This window comes from Catenulispora sp. GP43 (assembly GCF_041260665.1).
Taxonomy (GTDB): Bacteria; Actinomycetota; Actinomycetes; order Streptomycetales; family Catenulisporaceae; genus Catenulispora.
In genome coordinates this window covers 46,785-63,531 of record NZ_JBGCCT010000036.1, presented here as the reverse complement: position 1 = coordinate 63,531, position 16,747 = coordinate 46,785, and the positions used below count along the sequence as shown (strand labels likewise).

Sequence of the window (16,747 nt, the reverse complement as noted above, 5' to 3'; positions counted from 1 at the left end):
TGCTGGTGCGGAATTTCATGGCGCTGGCTGCTGAACCGGGCCCCGGCCCGTCACCTGAAGTGGCTATAAGGGCACCCTTACCTCTCATGATCATCCTAGGTTGGTCCCCGGGAATTCTCTCCATCCGGACCACTCGGAAGGAAGTAACCGATCATGACTACCGCATCCGCCCCGTATGAGCACGAGCACGAAGATGAGCACGAGGGCCACCCCCAGTTCCACCACCGGTTCCTGATCCTGGGCCGCAAGAAGCTGTTCTTCTACCACCTGGCCCTGTACGACCCGAACAGCGGGCACAACTACCAGGCGGTCATCGAGCTCGACATCGAGGACCAGGGCCAGCTGCGCGCGGCGTACCTGGCCGACCTGGAGCAGCATGTCGGCGAGCGGGTGTTCTACGCGCTCAGTTGTCCGACGCACTTCGAACTGCCCGAGCTCAAGACCGGCAAGACGTTCCCGGTCATCCTCGAACGGGTCGTGGTCAACCCCACCGGGGACAAACGCGAGTTCCAGCAGATCCCGATCGAGGGCTCGACCGCGACGGTCGACGTCCGCTGCCGCGGCGAGGGCGCGGGGCAGGTGTTCAGCTTCCGCAAGCTCAGCGACGTGCCCTATCCGGAGAAACTCACCTACCTGGTCTTCGGCGCGGGCGACGAGATCCACATCGCGCACTACCTGGCCCGACCGAAGAACTTCGACGAGGTCGTCGACATCTCCGCCTCGCAGCCGATCGCCCCGGCGACGCTGCACACCGTGCCCTCCATGGTCATCGAGGGCACCGTCGACCCGCACGGCCCGATCAACCCCAGCCCGCTGGTCAGGGGCAATCAGTACGTGGGCATGATCGACGGCGACGGGGACAAGGTCTCCTTCACGGTGGGCCGACAGGGCTGGTGGAACTTCACCAGCCTGAACAACAACATTCCCTGACAGCACACCGGATTGATCTGATGTGGGTGCGGCGCCGCCGATGCGGGCGGCGCCGCACCCCGGCTCACTTGCCGGGGAAGGTTCATCAGGGCGCGGTCTCCTCCATCCCGACCTCCCGCAGCAGCCGGCTGCCGTCGTAGTTCGTCGTGAGTCGGAGTCCGGGGACGACCGGGCGCGGGTTCAGGCTGTTCAGGCAGGCGGCGATGGAGTTCGCCACCGGCAGGAACGCGGTCAGGGCGCCGTTGGCGCGGTCGGCGTTCCAGAGGCGTTTCAGCTTGAGGGGGACCACGAACAGGCCGGCGGGGTAGTAGATGCTCAGGGCAGTCGCCGCCCACTTGGATTTCAGGACCTTGACGTCACCGGCCTGCCGGGTCAGCGAGTCGATGACCACGCGCGCCGACTGGTAGGCCTGCTCCAGCCAGTAGCGGGCGTCGTCGGGGCGGCCGAGGGCGAGCCAGACGAGCGCCAGGTGCAGCTCGACCATGGTTCGTTCCTGGACCGAGGAGGCGAGGGGCTGGGCGTCGTAGAAGCGGTCCTTGGCGGTCTCCAGGAGGCGGCGGCTCTCCTCGTCGTGGTCGGCGAGGCGGTGGGCTTCGCTCAGGAGCAGGCGGCCGGCGCGGTAGGGGCCCTCTTTCAGGAGTTTGACGTTCGTGTCGATGCTGTGCAGGACCCGCGACTGCTCGTCCTCGATGGCGTAGAGCGACTTGACCAGGTCCAGGACCTGGTCGCCGCCGGGTACGGCCGAGGCGAGGGCGGTGTTCAGCGCCGAGTGGACCGGACCGAACTTCGCGACGCTGCTCGCCAGGCTGAACCACTTGGCGGCCGGATCGGGGCCGGAGAGCGCCACGGCCGGAAATTCTTCGTGCTTGCCGGCCCGCTGGCGGGTCCACTGGGCGACCTTCAGCAACTGCTCGTCCAGCCTCGAGCCCAGGGCCGAGGCCGAAGTCGAGGCTGCGGGAGGGGGCGACGGCGTCGGCGTCGGGCCGTCCACCCAGAACCGCCACCCGGGAGGAGCCGGCGGCCAGGCGGGGTCCGGCTGCCAGCCGGGATCGGGCACCCAGCCGTCCGGGGGAGCGGGCCAGCCGGGCGGGACATTGAAGCGCATTGACGTGCCCATTCTCGCGACGAGACGCCCCGGCGGAGTCAGATTGGCAGTCAAGGTAACAGCAGTTCGCGCCGGTGTCGGCGGATGCAGGGGTTCACCGTAACTTTCACGGTCCGGCAGCCAGCCGGCCCGGCCTTTAAGCCCTAAGCCAAAGGGCGCGGCGCAGCCTCCGAATCGCTTCGAAGGCTGCGAGGCCGCCACGGTACGACTGCGGACGTCCGCAGCTGATACTTGGTGTACTCCGGGTACCGCGAGACGCTGATGCTCTCAGTGAAGCGGGTCGAGCCCACGAACAGCGCGGTCAGCAGAAGGGCGCCGAGTACCGTCCACGGCACCGCGCGTGCCGCGGCGACGCCGAAGCCTGCGACGACCCACCACTGCGCTTGCTCGAAGAAGAAGTTGGGGTGTCGTGAGAACCGGAACAGGCCGGTGGTGACGAAGCGCGCCGCGGGCTCGTGACCGGCGTCGAGATCGGCGCGCTTGGCCTGCTGGAAGCGCCACTGCTGCTGGTCCGCCAGCGTCTCGCCGACGAGGAAACCGGCGAACAACGCGGTGAGGACGCCGTCGGCGATGGTGAACGACGTACGGTGCTCCAGAGCGGTCCTGCAGGGCAGGGCGATCAGCAGCAGGATCGCGTTCTGATACAGCACGATGAAGAAGATGTTGAAGAGCTGGAACTGCCAAGGTGCCATCCGGCCCCGGAGCACAGCCCAGCGGTAGTCTTCACCGCCTGGTGCGTAGCCGCCTTTGCGGGCGAAGTTGAAGGTGAGTCGCACGCCCCACAGCGTGACGAGGGCGCACATGACGTTCAGGCGCGCGTCATGGAAGCCCGCCGCTCCGGCGAAGATCCCGGTGTAGGCGATGGGCACGATGGACCAGATCCGGTCGACCCACGAGTACTCGCGCGTGAGCACCGACATGAGCCACGTCGCCAAGCAGACCGCCGCGTATACGGACAAGCAGACAGTGAGCGCGTCCATTCCTTGACTGTAGGCCGCTGCGCCAGGGCCGGACCAGGGCCGGACCAGGCTGGTTGTGCGGCACGTCGCAGTGGTCTGAACCACTGAGCCGAATCCCTCGTTCCTAAAACGGCTCTGCCTGTGGCGGGCCCGACCGGCCCTCGCTTCACCGCAGCCACACGGCCGCGTCCGGCGGCAGCATCCCCTCGACCAGATCCGCGCTCTGCAGCACGATCTCCCGGTGCTGCGGCAGCCCGACCGCCGCCGCCGAGAGGTTCACCACGCAGCGCAAGGAGTCGCCCCTGACGAAGTCGAGCACGGCCTCGGCGCTCGGCATCCAGCGCATCGGCCCGTCCGCGAGGCCGGTCTCCTCGCGGCGGATCCGCAGCGCCGCCCGGTACAGCTCGAGCATCGAGCGGGGGTCGCCGGTCTGCGTCTCGACGGTCAGCCCGGACCAGCCCGCCGGCTGCGGCAGCCAGGGCCGCGCCGGCGCGCCGGCCGGCGAGAAGCCGAACGGCGCGGCCTGGCCGGACCACGGCAGCGGCACGCGGCAGCCGTCGCGCCCCGGGTCGGTGCCGCCGGTGCGCTGCCAGATCGGGTCCTGGCGCAGCTCGGACGGGATGCCCTCGACCTCCCACAGGCCCAGCTCGTCGCCCTGGTAGACGTACACCGCGCCGGGCAGCGCGAACGTCAGCATCGCCGCCGCCCGGGCGCGCCGGGTCCCGAGCTCGACGTCCACCGGGCGTCCGTGCTCGCGGCGGTCCATGCCGAAGGAGGTGTCGGCGCGGCCGTAGCGGGTGACGTGCCGGTCGACGTCGTGGTTCGACAGCACCCAGGTCGGCGGTGCGTCGACCGGCGCGTGGATCCGGATCGTCGCGTCGATGACGGAGCGCAGCTCGGCGGCGTCCCAGGCACTGCACAGGTAGGGGAAGTTGAAGGCGCTGTGCAGCTCGTCGTCGTGGAAGTAGTGCGTGAAGCGCTCCGGGTCCGGGATCCACAGCTCGCCGATCAGCGCGCGGTCGCCGCCGTAGGACTCCGCGACCCGGCGCCAGGCGCGGTAGATCTCGTGGACGTCGTCACGGTCCTCATACGGGTGCGGACGGGGATCGGAGGCCAGGTCGGGAAGCTCGGGATCCTTGGTCAGCAGGGCGGCGGAGTCGATGCGGATGCCGTCCGCGCCGCGGTCGAACCAGAACCGCAGGACGTCCTCGAACTCCGCGCGCACGGCCGGCGAGGTCCAGTTGAAGTCGGGCTGCTCGGGCGCGAACAGGTGCAGGTACCACTCGCCGGGCGTCCCGTCGGCGGCGCGGACCCGGGTCCACGCCGGTCCGCCGAAGATGGACTGCCAGTCGTTCGGCGGGAGAGAGCCGTCCTCGCCGCGTCCGGGACGGAACCAGAACCGCGCCCGCTCCGGTGATCCCGGCTCCGCGGCCAGCGCCGCCTGGAACCAGGCGTGCCGGTCCGAGCAGTGGTTGGGGACGATGTCGATGATCACCTTGATCCCCAGGGCGTGGGCCTCGGCGATCAGCGCGTCGGCGTCGGCCAGCGTGCCGAAAACCGGCTCGATGTCACGGTAGTCGGCGATGTCGTAGCCGGCGTCGGCCATCGGTGAGGGATACCAAGGGTTGAACCAGATCGCCTGGATCCCCAAGGCGGCCAGGTACGGCAGCTTGGCGCGGACGCCCGGCAGGTCGCCGACACCGTCGCCGTCGGAGTCGGCGAAGCTGCGCGTGTAGACCTGGTAGATCGCGGCGCTGCGCCACCACGCGGCGGCGGCATCGGCGGCATCGGCGACATCGGCGGTCGGCGGCTCGGCGGTGCGCAGACCTTTGTCTTCGACCTGGGTCATGGGGGTCCTGCTTTCTGGAGCTGGGTTTCAGGCAAGGGGGTACCGGCCGAGCGGCTCGACGCACGGAGGTGGTGGTGGAAGCGGGTGGTGGAAGTGGTGGTGGCGGCGGTGGCAGTGACGCCGGTGCGGGCTACCCCTTCAGGCTGCCGGCGGTCAGACCGGACATGATGTTCCGCTGGAAGGCCAGGAAGAAGATGACGGCCGGGACGGCGGCGATGGCCGAAGCGGCGATCACCATGTTCTGCGGGGACGTGTTCGCCGCGGAGGTGAGGCCGACGTTCAACGTCTCACGGGTCGGGCTGTAGCCGCCCTCGACCAGCTTCGGCCACAGGAAGTCCTTCCACACCGAGGTCACCGCGAAGATCGAGACCACGGCGAGGATCGGCCGCGACATCGGCAGCACGATCGACCACAGCGTCCGCATCCGCCCCGCGCCGTCGATCGCGGCCGCGGCCATCAGCTCGTCCGGGATCGAGTCGAAGAACCGCTTGAGCAGGAAGATGCTGAAGCCGTTCGCCACCGACGGCAGCCAGATCGCGGCGGGGGAGCCGATCAGGTTCAGGTGCAGGACCGGCAGGTCGGCGACCGTGAGGTACTGCGGCACGATGAGCACCAGCGAGGGGATCATCAGCGTCGCCAGCATCATGCCGAAGACCGCGTTGCCGAACCGCGGCCGCAGCTTGGAGATCGCGTAAGCGGCGGCGACGTCGAAGATGAGCTGGAACGCCAGAGCGCCGAACGCGTAGTAAAGCGTGTTGGCCAAAAGCCGCGCGATCCCGGTCCCGTTCCAGGCGTCGACGAAGTTGCCGGGGTGCACCGAGTGCGGATACAGCGTCGGCGGGCTCTGCACCGACTCCTTGGTCGACTTCAGACCGTCGGTGAACATGAAGTAGAGCGGTCCGAGGAAGATCATCGTGAACCCCGCGATGACCAGGGTCGCCACGGTCCAGTACGCGATCCGGCCCGAGCGGCGGTTCAGCGTGGCGGTGGAGACCAGGGTGCGGGTGCTCGTGTCGTCCAGCGGGGACCGCTTGCGCGCGCGGCCGCGGTTGATCAGGGTCCTGGTGTTCTGCGTCGTCATGGTCGGCTCCCTCCTGCCCTTAGTTCTCACGGTCTCGGCTGATCCACAGGTACAGGGCGGAGAAGACGCCCAGTACCAGCATCAGCAGCACCCCGAGCGCCGAGGCGCTGTTGTAGTTGCTGGATCCGGACAGGTTGAAGGCGTACTGGTAGATCAGGTTCACCACGGAGATCGTCGAGTTGCCGGGACCGGCACCGCCGTTGGTGAGGATGAAGGGCTCGATGAACAGCTGCATCGTGCCGACGATCTGCAGCATCAGCATCATCGACAGGATCAGCCGGGTCTGCGGGATCGTGACGTGCCGGATCCGCCCCAGGATGCCCGCGCCGTCCAGCTCCGCCGCCTCGTACAGCTCGCCGGGGATGTTCTGGAGCGCGGCCAGGTAGATCAGCGTCGTGCCGCCCATGTTCATCCAGGTGGACGCGATGACCACGGAGACCATCGCACTGCCGGAGGACTGCACGAACTGCGACGTCGGCAGGTGCATCAGGCGCAGCAGGTGGTCGAACAGCCCGGTGTTCGGGTCGTAGAAGTACTGGAACAGCAACAGCGCGGAGGCCGGCGGCAGCATCACCGGCAGGTAGACCAGGACCCGCAGATAGCCGCGCGCGTGCCGTAGCTCGTTGAGGACGATGGCCACGACGAACGGGACCGCGAAGCCGATCAACAGCGCGAGCAGACTGAACTCGACCGTGTTCTTCCACGCCGCGGCGAACGTCGGGTCGTGCCAGATCCGGGTGTAGTTGCGCCAACCCACCCAGGTCGTCGTGGGCAGCCGCGTGACCGGGTCCCGGTGCGTCCCCTGGAAGCTCATGACGAACTCGCGGATCATCGGATACCAGGAGAACAAGGCGAAGCACAGCACAGCGCCGACCATGAACCCGTATCCGGCCAGATTGCGGCGCACACTCACCGCGAACCGGCGCCCGCGCGCGGGCGGCTGCGGCCCGCCGGCGGGAAGCCGGCGCGAGGACCGGTTTCCCGGTCTGAGGAGGATCTGTTCCGCCATCAACTGCTCCATCGCTGAAAGGTCATGATCGCCTGATCGCCTGCCGTGCCCCGCCACCGGTGCCGCAGGACCGGACGTCAACGGATCCGGCCCTGCGGCGGCTTGTCTAGCCCGCGTTGGCGAGCAGCGTATTGACCTGCGACTCCGCGGTCTTCAGCAGGCCCGGGATGTCCGCGTTCGGGTCGTTCAGAACGCTCAGCATGGTGGCGTCCAGCGTCTTGTAGACCGCCTGCGCGTCGACCGGCTCGCCCATGCCCTTCTCGTGCGCGTCCACGAAGGTCTTGTAGTAGGCGGTGTTCACCGTGGCGCTCGCGGCCTTCAGCGCCTCGTTCTTCTCCGAGGTCGCGCCGACCCAGTCCAGCGGCTCGGGGAAACCGACCGGGAGCCCGTCGGCCTTGGTGCGCGCGTAGTTGAACTGGCCCTGGCCCGGGGTCAGCATCGAGAAGGCGATCCACTTGATGCCCGCCCGGATCTGCGCCGGGGTGTCGTGCTTGTTGAACATGACGTCGTCGCCGCCGGACAGCGAGCCGGCCGGGGTCCCGCTGGTGCTGGGCAGCGGGCCGACGCCGTAGTCGTCGACGTTGCCGCCGTCCTGCGGGACGATGACGTTGTACAGGTCGTCCGGGGAGGCGATGTACATGCCGAGCTTCCCGGCGGCCATCTGCTTCTGCAGGTCGCCCCACTTCAGCTGCTGCGTCGGGCTCATGCTGTCGTCGACGAAGCGCATCTGGTGCAGCGCCTGCAGCACCTCGGTCGCGGGCTGGGCGTTGAAGGCCGCCTTGGTCCCGTCCTGGTTGATCATCTGCCCGCCGTTGGCGTCGACCTCGGAGGAGAAGTGCCAGCCGCCGTTGTTGCCGGCGCTGTAGTCGCCGTAGCCGTAGATCCCGTTGCCCAGCGCGGTGATCGCCTTGGCGTCCTTCTCCACGTCCGCCCACGTTGTCGGCGGGTGGTCCGGGTCCAGTCCGGCCTGCTTGAACAGCTTGCGGTTGATGATCAGACCCTGGGTGTAGATGCCGGTCGGCAGACCGTAGAGGGTCTTGCCTGCGGTGACGGCGGCCAGCGCGGAGGGCGCGAGGTCGCTGAAGCCCGGGACCGTGGTGTCGTTGACGTAGGACGTGATGTCCGCGGCCTGCCCGGCGTCGAGCACCTGGTTCAGGTCGGTGAAGTAGGTGTGGAACACGTCCGGCTCGGTCCCGGCCCGCATCTGCGCCGTGAAGGTCGCGGTGTCCTCGCAGGGATAGGTGTCGATGCCCTTGATCGTGATGTTCGGGTTCGCCTTCTCGAACGTCGCGACGTCGGCGAGCCACTCCTTGCGCTGCCCGGCCTGGCTGGTCGGCGGCTCGCACGGGACGCTGATCGTGACCGGGCCGTCGCCCCCGGCCGGCGCCGCGGCGTCCTTGGCGCCGCTCTTGCTGCTGGAACACGCCGCGGCGGACAGTCCGAGACCGGCTATGAGGACGACGGCGGCCGCCGTGCGGGCGGCGGGCCGCTGGGTGGAACTCTTCATCGAACACCTTCCTGGCTTCAACACGAGGGATGGGGGTGGCGCGATGGCGGTTTCGGGTGATCGGTTCGAAACCCCGCGGCGACATCATCGGCTTGCCGATGTCGAGTGGGCCTCACCGTAGCTCGCGTCAAACCGGTCCGCAAGATATCGATGAAACCTCGCAAGGACACGACTTCATTACGGCCACCCCGGAAATATCCGCTCAAACCATGGCATTCTTCCAGGTCGCGCCAGGTCGATGCGTTGTCCGCCGAACTCCGCCGCGCTCGTTTCCAGGCCGTGAAAATCTTCGCCATCGACGCTCGAGCGGCGGGGAGAAAGCCAAAATCCGCGCAGCATTCTGAACAGGGGAGTGCAAGACTTTGCGGGAGATCGTCGTATCGTTGCGGCTATGACTCCCACGCCAGCCCGCCGCCTCTCCGAAGTCGCCAAGAAGGTCGGCGTCAGCGAGGCCACCGTGAGCCGGGTCCTCAACAACAGGCCCGGCGTCGCCGAGAGCACCCGGGAAGCCGTTCTGACCGCACTCGACGTGCTCGGCTACGAGCGTCCGACGCAGCTGCGCGGGGAGCGGGCCCGGCTGATCGGCCTGGTCCTGCCGGAGCTGCAGAACCCGATCTTTCCGGCCCTGGCCGAAGTCGTCGGCGGCGCCCTGGCGCAGCGCGGCTTCACCCCGGTCCTGTGCACCCGCACCGCCGGCGGTCTGTCCGAGTCCGAATACGTCGACATGCTGCTGGACCAGCAGGTCTCCGGCGTCGTGTTCTGCGGCGGCCACTACGCCGAGGCGGCCGCGCCGCACGATCACTACCTGCGGCTCAGGTCTCGGGGAATCCCGGTGATCCTGTTCAACGCGGCGGTCGAGGACCTCGGGTTCCCCGGCGTGTCCACCGACGACGAGGTCGCGTGCGAGCAGTCCTACGGCCACCTGGCATCGCTCGGCCACGAGCGCATCGGCCTGGTCGTCGGGCCCGAGGACCACATGCCGTCGCGGCGCCGGATCGCGGCCTTCCTGGCCGAGGCCGAGCGCGCCGGGCGCCGGTCGGGTCCGGGCGCGCGGCCGTTGTCCGTCGTCGTCGAGCACGCGCAGTTCTCGATGGAGGGCGGCCGCGCGGCGACCGCCCGCGCTCTGAAGCAGGGCGTCACTGCCGTGGTCTGCGGCAGCGACGTGCTCGCCCTCGGCGCGATAAGGGCTGTGCGCCGCTCCGGGATGGACGTCCCGCGCGACGTCTCGGTCGTCGGCTTCGACGATTCCAGCTTCATGAACTGCACCGACCCGCCGCTGACCACCGTGCGCCAGCCGATCGAGGCGATGGGCCGGGCGGCGGTGGCGATGCTGCTGAACCAGGTCGAGGGCGGCGGGACCGCTGTGGAGGAGCTCCTGTTCGAGCCCGAGCTGGTGGTCCGGGGCTCGACCGGCCCGGTCCGCGGCCCGGACGCCCAGGCCGCCGCCTGAAGCACGGCGGTTGCTCGATTCTCGTCAGCGAATTCTTCATTTCTTGCGTAGATCGGTTGTACGCTGACCGCCGTGGCCACCAAACTCTCCGCCGTCGCCTCCTTCGCCGGCGTCAGCCTGGCCACGGTCCGCCGCGTCCTGAACGACCACCCGTCCATCGCCCAGGAGACCCGGGACCGGGTCCTCACGGCGCTGGACGTGCTGGGGCACGAGCGCCCGGCCAAGTTCCGGCGGGGCCGGGCCGGCCTGGTCGGGCTGGTCGTCCCCGACCTGCAGAACCCGATCTTCCCGGCGTTCGTGGAATCGGTCTCCGCCGGTCTGGTGAAGCAGGGCCTGATGCCGGTCCTGTGCACCCGGACCGCGGACGGGGTCTCCGAGGCGAACTACATCAAGCTCCTCATGGACCACGACGTCGCGGGGATCATCTTCATCGGGTCCTCCTACGCCGACGCGGGCCCGGAGTACTCCCGCGAGTTGCGGGAACGCGGTATCCCGATCGTGCTGATCAACGAGGCGGACAGCAATGAGGGCATCCGCCGGGTCAGTGTCGACGACGCCGCGGCCGTGGACCAGGCGCTGGACCACCTCGCGTCCTTGGGGCACACCCGGATAGGCATGGTCCTCGGACCGGTCGGCCATATCCCGTCGGCCCGGAAACTCGGCGCCTATGTCGCGCACTGCGAACGCAACGGCGTCGAACCCGGTGCCTGGCGGGACTTGGTCGTCCACACGGGTTTCTCGATCGAGGACGGCCGGGCCGCGACGACCCGCCTGCTGGCGCCCGGTGTGATTTGTACTGCCTTGATATGCGCCAGTGATGCTTTGGCCTTGGGCGCGGTCCGGGCGGCGCACCGCCTAGGGCTGAACGTTCCCGGCGACCTGTCGGTCATCGGCTTCGACGACTCGCCCTACATGATCGCCACCGATCCGCCGCTGACGACCATCCGCCAGCCGGTCCGGGCCATCGCGGCCGCCGCGGCGGAGGCCCTGAAGACCCAGATGGGCGGCCATGCCGTGCTCGGCGAGGAGACGCTCTACGAGCCGGAGCTGATCGTCCGGGCCTCCACCGGCCCGGTCCGGCACTGAGCGCTGCGCACCCCGCTTCAGGCCCCGCTTCACGCCCAGCTGTCCTGTTCGCGCTGCTACGCGTGAGTTCCTGCGTCCGAGCGCAAGGAAATCCGTAGATCTTGGCGACTTTTTGCGTTGACCTATGGACTTCGGGGTCGCCGAGCCGTACGGTTTCGCTGCACCACACCACCTCGAAACCTTGACGTAACCCCGCCACCAGCGCGAAGGGTCACGCCTGGGTACCCCCATGCCTGCGTCAGGAGTACGTCACGATGCTCCGCACCACGATCTTGATCGTCGTAGCCGCCGTCGGCTCCGTGATCGCTGTGACCGCCCCCGCACCGGCTGCGTCTGCCGGATCCAGCGCCGCGCCCCCGCTTCCGGCGGGTGCGCGCGTTCCGTTCACCGAGTACGACTCGGTGGACGCCGCCGCGACGAACGGCACCGTCACCGCCGCCTCGCGCGCCTTCACCCAGCTCGCGGCCGAGGCCACCGGGCGCCGCGCGGTCCAGCTGGCCGCCGGGCAGTACGTCGAGTTCGTTCTTGCAAAGCCCGCTGACGCGGTCGACGTCCGGTACTCGATAGCCGACGGCAGCGCCGATTCCTCGCTCCGGGTCACCGCCGGCGGCCAGGCACCCGGAACCCTGCTCGCCTCGCTGCCCACGACCGCCAAGTACTCGCACTTCTACGGGAACTACCCGTTCACCAAGAACCCCGCCGACGGGGGAGAGCACCACTACTTCGACGACACCCGCGCACTGTTGGGCCGGGTCCTGCCCGCCGGAACCCGGGTGCGGATCACGGCGTCGTCCCCGACGACCGTCGACGTCGCCGACTTCGAGGACGTCGCGCCGGCGGCCCCGGCGCCGGCCGGCTCTCTCAGCGTCCTGGACTTCGGCGCCGACCCGACCGGCGCCACCGATTCCGGCCAGGCGATCCAGAACGCCATCGACGCCGGCGCCGCCGAGCACAAGACGGTGTGGATCCCGCCGGGCACGTTCACCGTCACCCGCCAGCTCACCGTCGACGCCGTCACGGTCGCCGGCGCCGGGCCCTGGTACTCGGTCCTGCACGGCGCGGGCGTCGGCGTCTTCGGCAAGCCCGCCCCGACCCCGAGCACCGCCGTCCACCTCAGCGGCTTCGCCATCTTCGGCGAGACGACCGTTCGCGACGACTCCGTCTCCGACAGCGGTCTGGGCGGGTCGCTCGGCGGCGGCTCGAGCGTCGACGACCTCTGGATCCAGCACACCAAGGTCGGGATGTGGTTCGACGGCCCCGCCGACGGGCTGACCGTCTCGGACACCCGGATCCAGGACACCACCGCCGACGGCATCAACCTGCACGACGGCGTCAGCCACGTCACGGTCCAGAACACCTTCGTGCGCAACACCGGCGACGACGGAATGGCGATGTGGTCCGACCAGAACGCCGACCACGACAACGCCTTCGTCCACGACACGGTGGTCCAGCCGCAACTGGCCAACGGTTTCGCCGTCTACGGCGGGCACGACAACACCGTCAGCGACGACCTCGCCGCCGACACCGTGACCCAGGGCGGCGGCGTCCACGTCGGCAACCGCTTCGGCTCGGTCCCGTTGTCCGGGACGACAACCATCGCCGGCGACGTCCTGCTGCGCACCGGCGACCTGGTCCCCAACGACCCGACCGAGATCGCGGCGCTGTGGTTCGACGCCGCCGACTCGCCGATGACCGGGGCCATCGCCGTCCACGACGACACACTCCTGGACAGCTCGTACGCCGGGATCCAGTTCGTCGGCAAGAGCATCACGAACGTCTCGGTCGACCGGGTCGCCATCGCCGGCGCGGGGACGTTCGCCGTGCAGCTCCAGGCTCCCGGCGCCGCGACGTTCTCCAACGTCGTCGCGGTCGGTCTCGGAGCGCACGCCGGAACCTATGACTGCGCCAGCGGTTTCGCCCTCGCCAAGTCCGGGCTGAACGCCGGCTGGAACACCACCGCCTGCGGCTTCCCACCGAGCGGGGCCCTGATGATCGACAAGGCGACCGGCGTCGACTTCGGCTTCCAGGCACTCAACACCGTCGCGACCCAGCCGATCACGATCACCAACCCCGGGCCGAAGCCCGTCACCGTGCAGAACATCACCGCCCCGGCCGGCTTCACCACCGACCATGCCTGCGGGACCATCGCGGTCGGGGCGTCCTGCACCGTCCACGTCGGGTTCGACCCGGCCACGTCCGGCAACTTCACCGGTCTGCTCACCATCGACAGCACATCGCCGGCCGGTCCCTACGTCGTCGGGCTCAAGGGCGTCGGCTATGACCCGAACGGTGACCTGGCCCTGGGACGGACCGCGACCTCCAGCTCGCAGCAGTGCTCGTGGTGCGGTCCGGACAAGCTCACCGACGGCGACCCCACCACCTACTTCGAGAGCGCCGACGGGACGTTCCCGCAGACCGCGACCGTCGACCTCGGCCAGACCGTCCCGGTGGACCGGATCGTGCTGAAGCTGCCGCCGAACTGGGGCGCGCGGACCCAGACCATCGCGGTCTCGGCCGACGGCGTGCCGCTGGTGGCCTCCGCCGCTTATGTCTTCGACCCGGCGGTCGCCGGGAACTCGGTGACGATCACCTTCCCGGCCCGGAGTGTCCGCACCCTGACGCTGACCATCACCGGCAACACCGGCTGGCCCGCCGCCCAACTCTCGGAATTCGAGGCGTACACGCACTGAAAGGAGTGATCATGTCCCCCACACCCACCCCACTCAGACCACTCGCGGTAGCCCGAGGACGCAGAAGGGCCCTGGCGGTGTCGACCGCGGGAGCGGTCACCTTCGCCACCGTCGCCGTCTGGTCCATGGCGCACTCGGCGTCGGCCGCCGGTACGACGTACGAAGCCGAGAACGCCGCGCTATCCGGCGGCGCCGTTGTTGCTAGCGACCATGCGAACTACACCGGCACTGGCTTTGTCGGTGGATACACCGATACGAATAAGGGTTCTGCGAACACGACCTTCACCGTCAGCGCCTCCGCGGCCGGGAACGAGACCGTCGCGCTCCGCTACGCCAACGGAACCGGCTCGCAGATGTCGCTGTCGTTGTACATCAACGGGGCCAAGCTCAAGCAGATCCAACTGCCGGCCACGGCGAACTGGGACACCTGGACCACCGAGACCGAGACCGTCGCGCTGAACGCCGGAACCGACACCATCGCCTACAAGTTCGACTCCTCCGACCTGGGCAACGTCAACCTCGACAACATCACCGTCACCCCGCCGGCGCCGCCTCCGGCCGGCCAGTTCGAGGCCGAGAACGCGGCGTTGTCCGGCGGCGCGGTCGTCGCCAGCGACCACGCGAACTACACCGGCACCGGCTTCGTCGGCGGGTACACCGACACGAACAAGGGTTCTGCGAACACCGCGTTCACCGTTCCGGAATCCGCTGCCGGATCCACGACGACGACGCTGCGCTATGCCAACGGCACTGGTGCGCAGATGTCGCTGTCGTTGTACGTCAACGGCGCCAAGCTCAAGCAGATCCTGCTCCCGGCCACCGCGAACTGGGACACGTGGGGAACCGAGACCGAGACCATCAGCCTGAACGCGGGCAGCAACACGGTCGCCTACAAGTTCGACTCCTCCGACCTGGGCAACGTCAACCTCGACAACATCGTCGTCGCCCCGATCACCGCTCCGACCAGCACGCCGAGCAGCACGCCGTCGACCTCCCCGAGCTCCAGCCCGCCGCCGCCCTCCGGTGCGACGTACGAGGCCGAGACCGCCTTCACCGCCGGCGGCCCGACCGTCGCGACGTCGATCAGCGGCTACACCGGGACCGGCTATCTCACCGGTTTCACCGGCCAGGGTGCCGAGACGGTCATCGACGCCGAGGTCCCGACCGCCGGCACCGACGCCGTGACGCTTCGCTACGCGAACACGAGCGGTTCGGCGCAGACGCTCTCGCTCTACATCAACGGTCTGAAGAGCCGCCAGCTCTCGCTGCCCGCCGGCAGTGGATGGCTGACCTCCGCGCAGAACATCGCCCTGCGCTCCGGTGAGAACCTCATCGGCCTTCAGCACGACAGCGGTGACAGCGGCAACGTCGCGATCGACGACGTCACGGTCGCCAACGGCACCGCGCTGGCCGCCGTCGGCGCGACGCTCCCGTACACCGAGTACACCGCGACGAGTCCGCAGACGCAGACCACCGGCGCGGTCCTGCCGGCCAGCACCACCTATCCGAGCATCCAGGCCGAATCGACCGGCCGCCGCGCGGTGCAGCTGACGGCCACCGGGCAGTACATGCAGGTCACGCTGACCCAGCCGGCCAACTCGATCGTGGTCCGCTACTCGATCCCCGACAACTCCGACGGCTCCGCGGCCAGCGCCCCGATCGCGCTTTACGCCAACGGGAACAAGGTCCAGGACCTCACCCTCACCACCAAGTACTCCTGGCTCTACGGCGGCGGCTACTACGACACGCATTCCCCGAGCAGCGGCGCCGCGCACCACTTCTACGACGAGACCAGGGCCCTGATCGGCAACTGGCCGGCCGGAACGGTGCTGAAGCTGCAGAAGGACGCCGCCGACACAGCCGCCTCCTACACCTTCGACGTCATCGACACCGAGCAGGTGGACGCGGCCTTCGCGATGCCGGCGAACTTCGTCCCGATCACGAACTACGGCGTCACGCCGAACAACGGCGCCGACGACACCTCCGCGATCAACAACGCGCTGAGCGCGCTGGCCGGGACCGGCACGGGCCTGTACTTCCCGTCCGGGACCTACGACATCTCCGGCCGGATCAGCATCAACGGGGTCCCGGTGCGCGGCGCCGGCGAGTGGTACACGACGATCCAGTCCACGGCCGAGAACGGCATGGGCGGTCTGTACACCACCGGCGGCGTGAACCAGATCGCCGACCTGACCATCTCCGGCGACCAGACCTCGCGGAACAACGACTCCGGCGCGGCCGCGATCGAGGGGACGTTCGCTCAGGGCTCGCTGCTGTTCGACGTCTGGATGGAGCACACGAAGGTCGGGCTGTGGGCGGTTCCCGCGGTCGGGCTCTACGCCTCCGGGCTGCGCGTCCGCGACGTCTTCGCCGACGGCGTCCACGTCCACGGTGGGAGCAGCGGGACCCGGATCGACCAGTCACAGGTGCGCAACACCGGTGACGACAACCTCGCGCTGGACACCGAAGGCGGCAACGTTGTCAACTGCTCGCTGGTCGACAACACCGTCGAGAGCCCGATCCAGGCCAACGGCATCGGGGTCTACGGCGGAAGCGGCAACGCGGTGATCGGCAACCAGGTCTCCGACACGGTCGCCTTCGGCTCCGGGATCACCATCAGCACCCGCTTCGGCGCCGGGTTCAGCGGTCCCACCACGGTGTCCGGCAACGCGCTGACGCGTACCGGCTCCTATGAATACAACGCCGGTTCGAGCATCGGCGCGCTGTGGATCTACGCGAGCCAGTCTGACATCACGCAGCCGGTGACGGTCTCGAACAACACGATCACGAACGCCACGTACGAGGCCGTGCTGATGGGCGACGGCAAGCAGATCGCCAACCTCACGCTCGACCATCTGGCGATCAGCGGCGCCGGGACGTACGGCATCGATATCAGGAACCTGACCGGCGGCGGGATGACGGCGAACTACGTGACTGTCACCGGCGCGGCCTCCGGCGGTCTGAACAACCCCGGCAACTACTCCATCACTCGGGGACCGGGGGACAGCGGCTGGTAGTCCGCATCGCAGTACTCGTCCGGCCCGGTGTCGCTTCGCTTCGCGGCACCGGGCCGGCGCCGGC

Annotated in this window: 11 protein-coding genes; 5 read left to right on the top strand and 6 right to left on the bottom strand. The window is 68.9% G+C overall.

Annotation, left to right across the window (positions count from 1 at the left end):
• Positions 1–153 precede the first annotated feature (153 nt).
• Positions 154–930: a hypothetical protein gene (locus ABH926_RS45130; protein ID WP_370373144.1), complete on the top strand. Its 777-nt coding sequence runs from the start codon at positions 154–156 to the stop codon at positions 928–930.
• Positions 931–1,015: 85 nt separating this feature from the next.
• Here the strand turns inward: ABH926_RS45130 and ABH926_RS45125 are convergent, their stop codons facing one another.
• From ABH926_RS45125 to ABH926_RS45100, 6 genes are all read right to left on the bottom strand, one after another.
• Complete coding sequence (locus ABH926_RS45125; protein WP_370373142.1) at positions 1,016–2,035, bottom strand: hypothetical protein; 1,020 nt, start codon at positions 2,033–2,035, stop codon at positions 1,016–1,018.
• 143 nt (positions 2,036–2,178) lie between these two features.
• Complete coding sequence (locus ABH926_RS45120; protein ID WP_370373140.1) at positions 2,179–3,015, bottom strand: DUF1295 domain-containing protein; 837 nt, start codon at positions 3,013–3,015, stop codon at positions 2,179–2,181.
• Between the two features lie 145 nt (positions 3,016–3,160).
• Positions 3,161–4,843: a glycoside hydrolase family 13 protein gene (locus ABH926_RS45115; RefSeq protein ID WP_370373138.1), complete on the bottom strand. Its 1,683-nt coding sequence runs from the start codon at positions 4,841–4,843 to the stop codon at positions 3,161–3,163.
• Between the two features lie 130 nt (positions 4,844–4,973).
• On the bottom strand, positions 4,974–5,924 hold the full coding sequence (locus ABH926_RS45110; RefSeq protein WP_370373136.1) for a carbohydrate ABC transporter permease: 951 nt from the start codon (positions 5,922–5,924) through the stop codon (positions 4,974–4,976).
• Between the two features lie 19 nt (positions 5,925–5,943).
• Positions 5,944–6,933, bottom strand: coding sequence for a carbohydrate ABC transporter permease (locus ABH926_RS45105; protein WP_370373134.1), 990 nt, complete (start codon positions 6,931–6,933; stop codon positions 5,944–5,946).
• Between the two features lie 106 nt (positions 6,934–7,039).
• A complete protein-coding gene (locus ABH926_RS45100; protein ID WP_370373132.1) occupies positions 7,040–8,440 on the bottom strand; it encodes an ABC transporter substrate-binding protein in 1,401 nt (466 codons plus the stop codon).
• Positions 8,441–8,831: 391 nt separating this feature from the next.
• Here ABH926_RS45100 and ABH926_RS45095 point away from each other — a divergent pair, with 391 nt between their 5' ends.
• From ABH926_RS45095 to ABH926_RS45080, 4 genes are all read left to right on the top strand, one after another.
• Complete coding sequence (locus tag ABH926_RS45095) at positions 8,832–9,890, top strand: LacI family DNA-binding transcriptional regulator (protein WP_370373130.1); 1,059 nt, start codon at positions 8,832–8,834, stop codon at positions 9,888–9,890.
• A 72-nt stretch (positions 9,891–9,962) separates the two neighbouring features.
• Positions 9,963–10,976, top strand: a complete 1,014-nt coding sequence (locus ABH926_RS45090; protein WP_370373128.1) for a LacI family DNA-binding transcriptional regulator — start codon at positions 9,963–9,965, stop codon at positions 10,974–10,976.
• A 254-nt stretch (positions 10,977–11,230) separates the two neighbouring features.
• Positions 11,231–13,666 carry a choice-of-anchor D domain-containing protein gene (locus tag ABH926_RS45085; RefSeq protein ID WP_370373126.1) on the top strand — a complete coding sequence of 812 codons (2,436 nt, stop codon included), beginning with the start codon at positions 11,231–11,233 and terminating at the stop codon, positions 13,664–13,666.
• A 77-nt stretch (positions 13,667–13,743) separates the two neighbouring features.
• Complete coding sequence (locus ABH926_RS45080; RefSeq protein WP_370373124.1) at positions 13,744–16,683, top strand: CBM35 domain-containing protein; 2,940 nt, start codon at positions 13,744–13,746, stop codon at positions 16,681–16,683.
• The last annotated feature ends 64 nt before the right edge of the window (positions 16,684–16,747 follow it).

What these genes read in the sequence shown, in the direction of transcription:
- ABH926_RS45115 (WP_370373138.1), bottom strand. Translation starts at nt 4,843, where the DNA reads ATGACCCAGGTCGAAGACAAAGGTCTGCGCACCGCCGAGCCGCCGACC.
- ABH926_RS45130 (WP_370373144.1), top strand. Translation starts at nt 154, where the DNA reads ATGACTACCGCATCCGCCCCGTATGAGCACGAGCACGAAGATGAGCAC.
- ABH926_RS45120 (WP_370373140.1), bottom strand. Translation starts at nt 3,015, where the DNA reads ATGGACGCGCTCACTGTCTGCTTGTCCGTATACGCGGCGGTCTGCTTG.
- ABH926_RS45110 (WP_370373136.1), bottom strand. Translation starts at nt 5,924, where the DNA reads ATGACGACGCAGAACACCAGGACCCTGATCAACCGCGGCCGCGCGCGC.
- ABH926_RS45125 (WP_370373142.1), bottom strand. Translation starts at nt 2,035, where the DNA reads ATGCGCTTCAATGTCCCGCCCGGCTGGCCCGCTCCCCCGGACGGCTGG.
- ABH926_RS45105 (WP_370373134.1), bottom strand. Translation starts at nt 6,933, where the DNA reads ATGGCGGAACAGATCCTCCTCAGACCGGGAAACCGGTCCTCGCGCCGG.
- ABH926_RS45095 (WP_370373130.1), top strand. Translation starts at nt 8,832, where the DNA reads ATGACTCCCACGCCAGCCCGCCGCCTCTCCGAAGTCGCCAAGAAGGTC.
- ABH926_RS45085 (WP_370373126.1), top strand. Translation starts at nt 11,231, where the DNA reads ATGCTCCGCACCACGATCTTGATCGTCGTAGCCGCCGTCGGCTCCGTG.
- ABH926_RS45100 (WP_370373132.1), bottom strand. Translation starts at nt 8,440, where the DNA reads ATGAAGAGTTCCACCCAGCGGCCCGCCGCCCGCACGGCGGCCGCCGTC.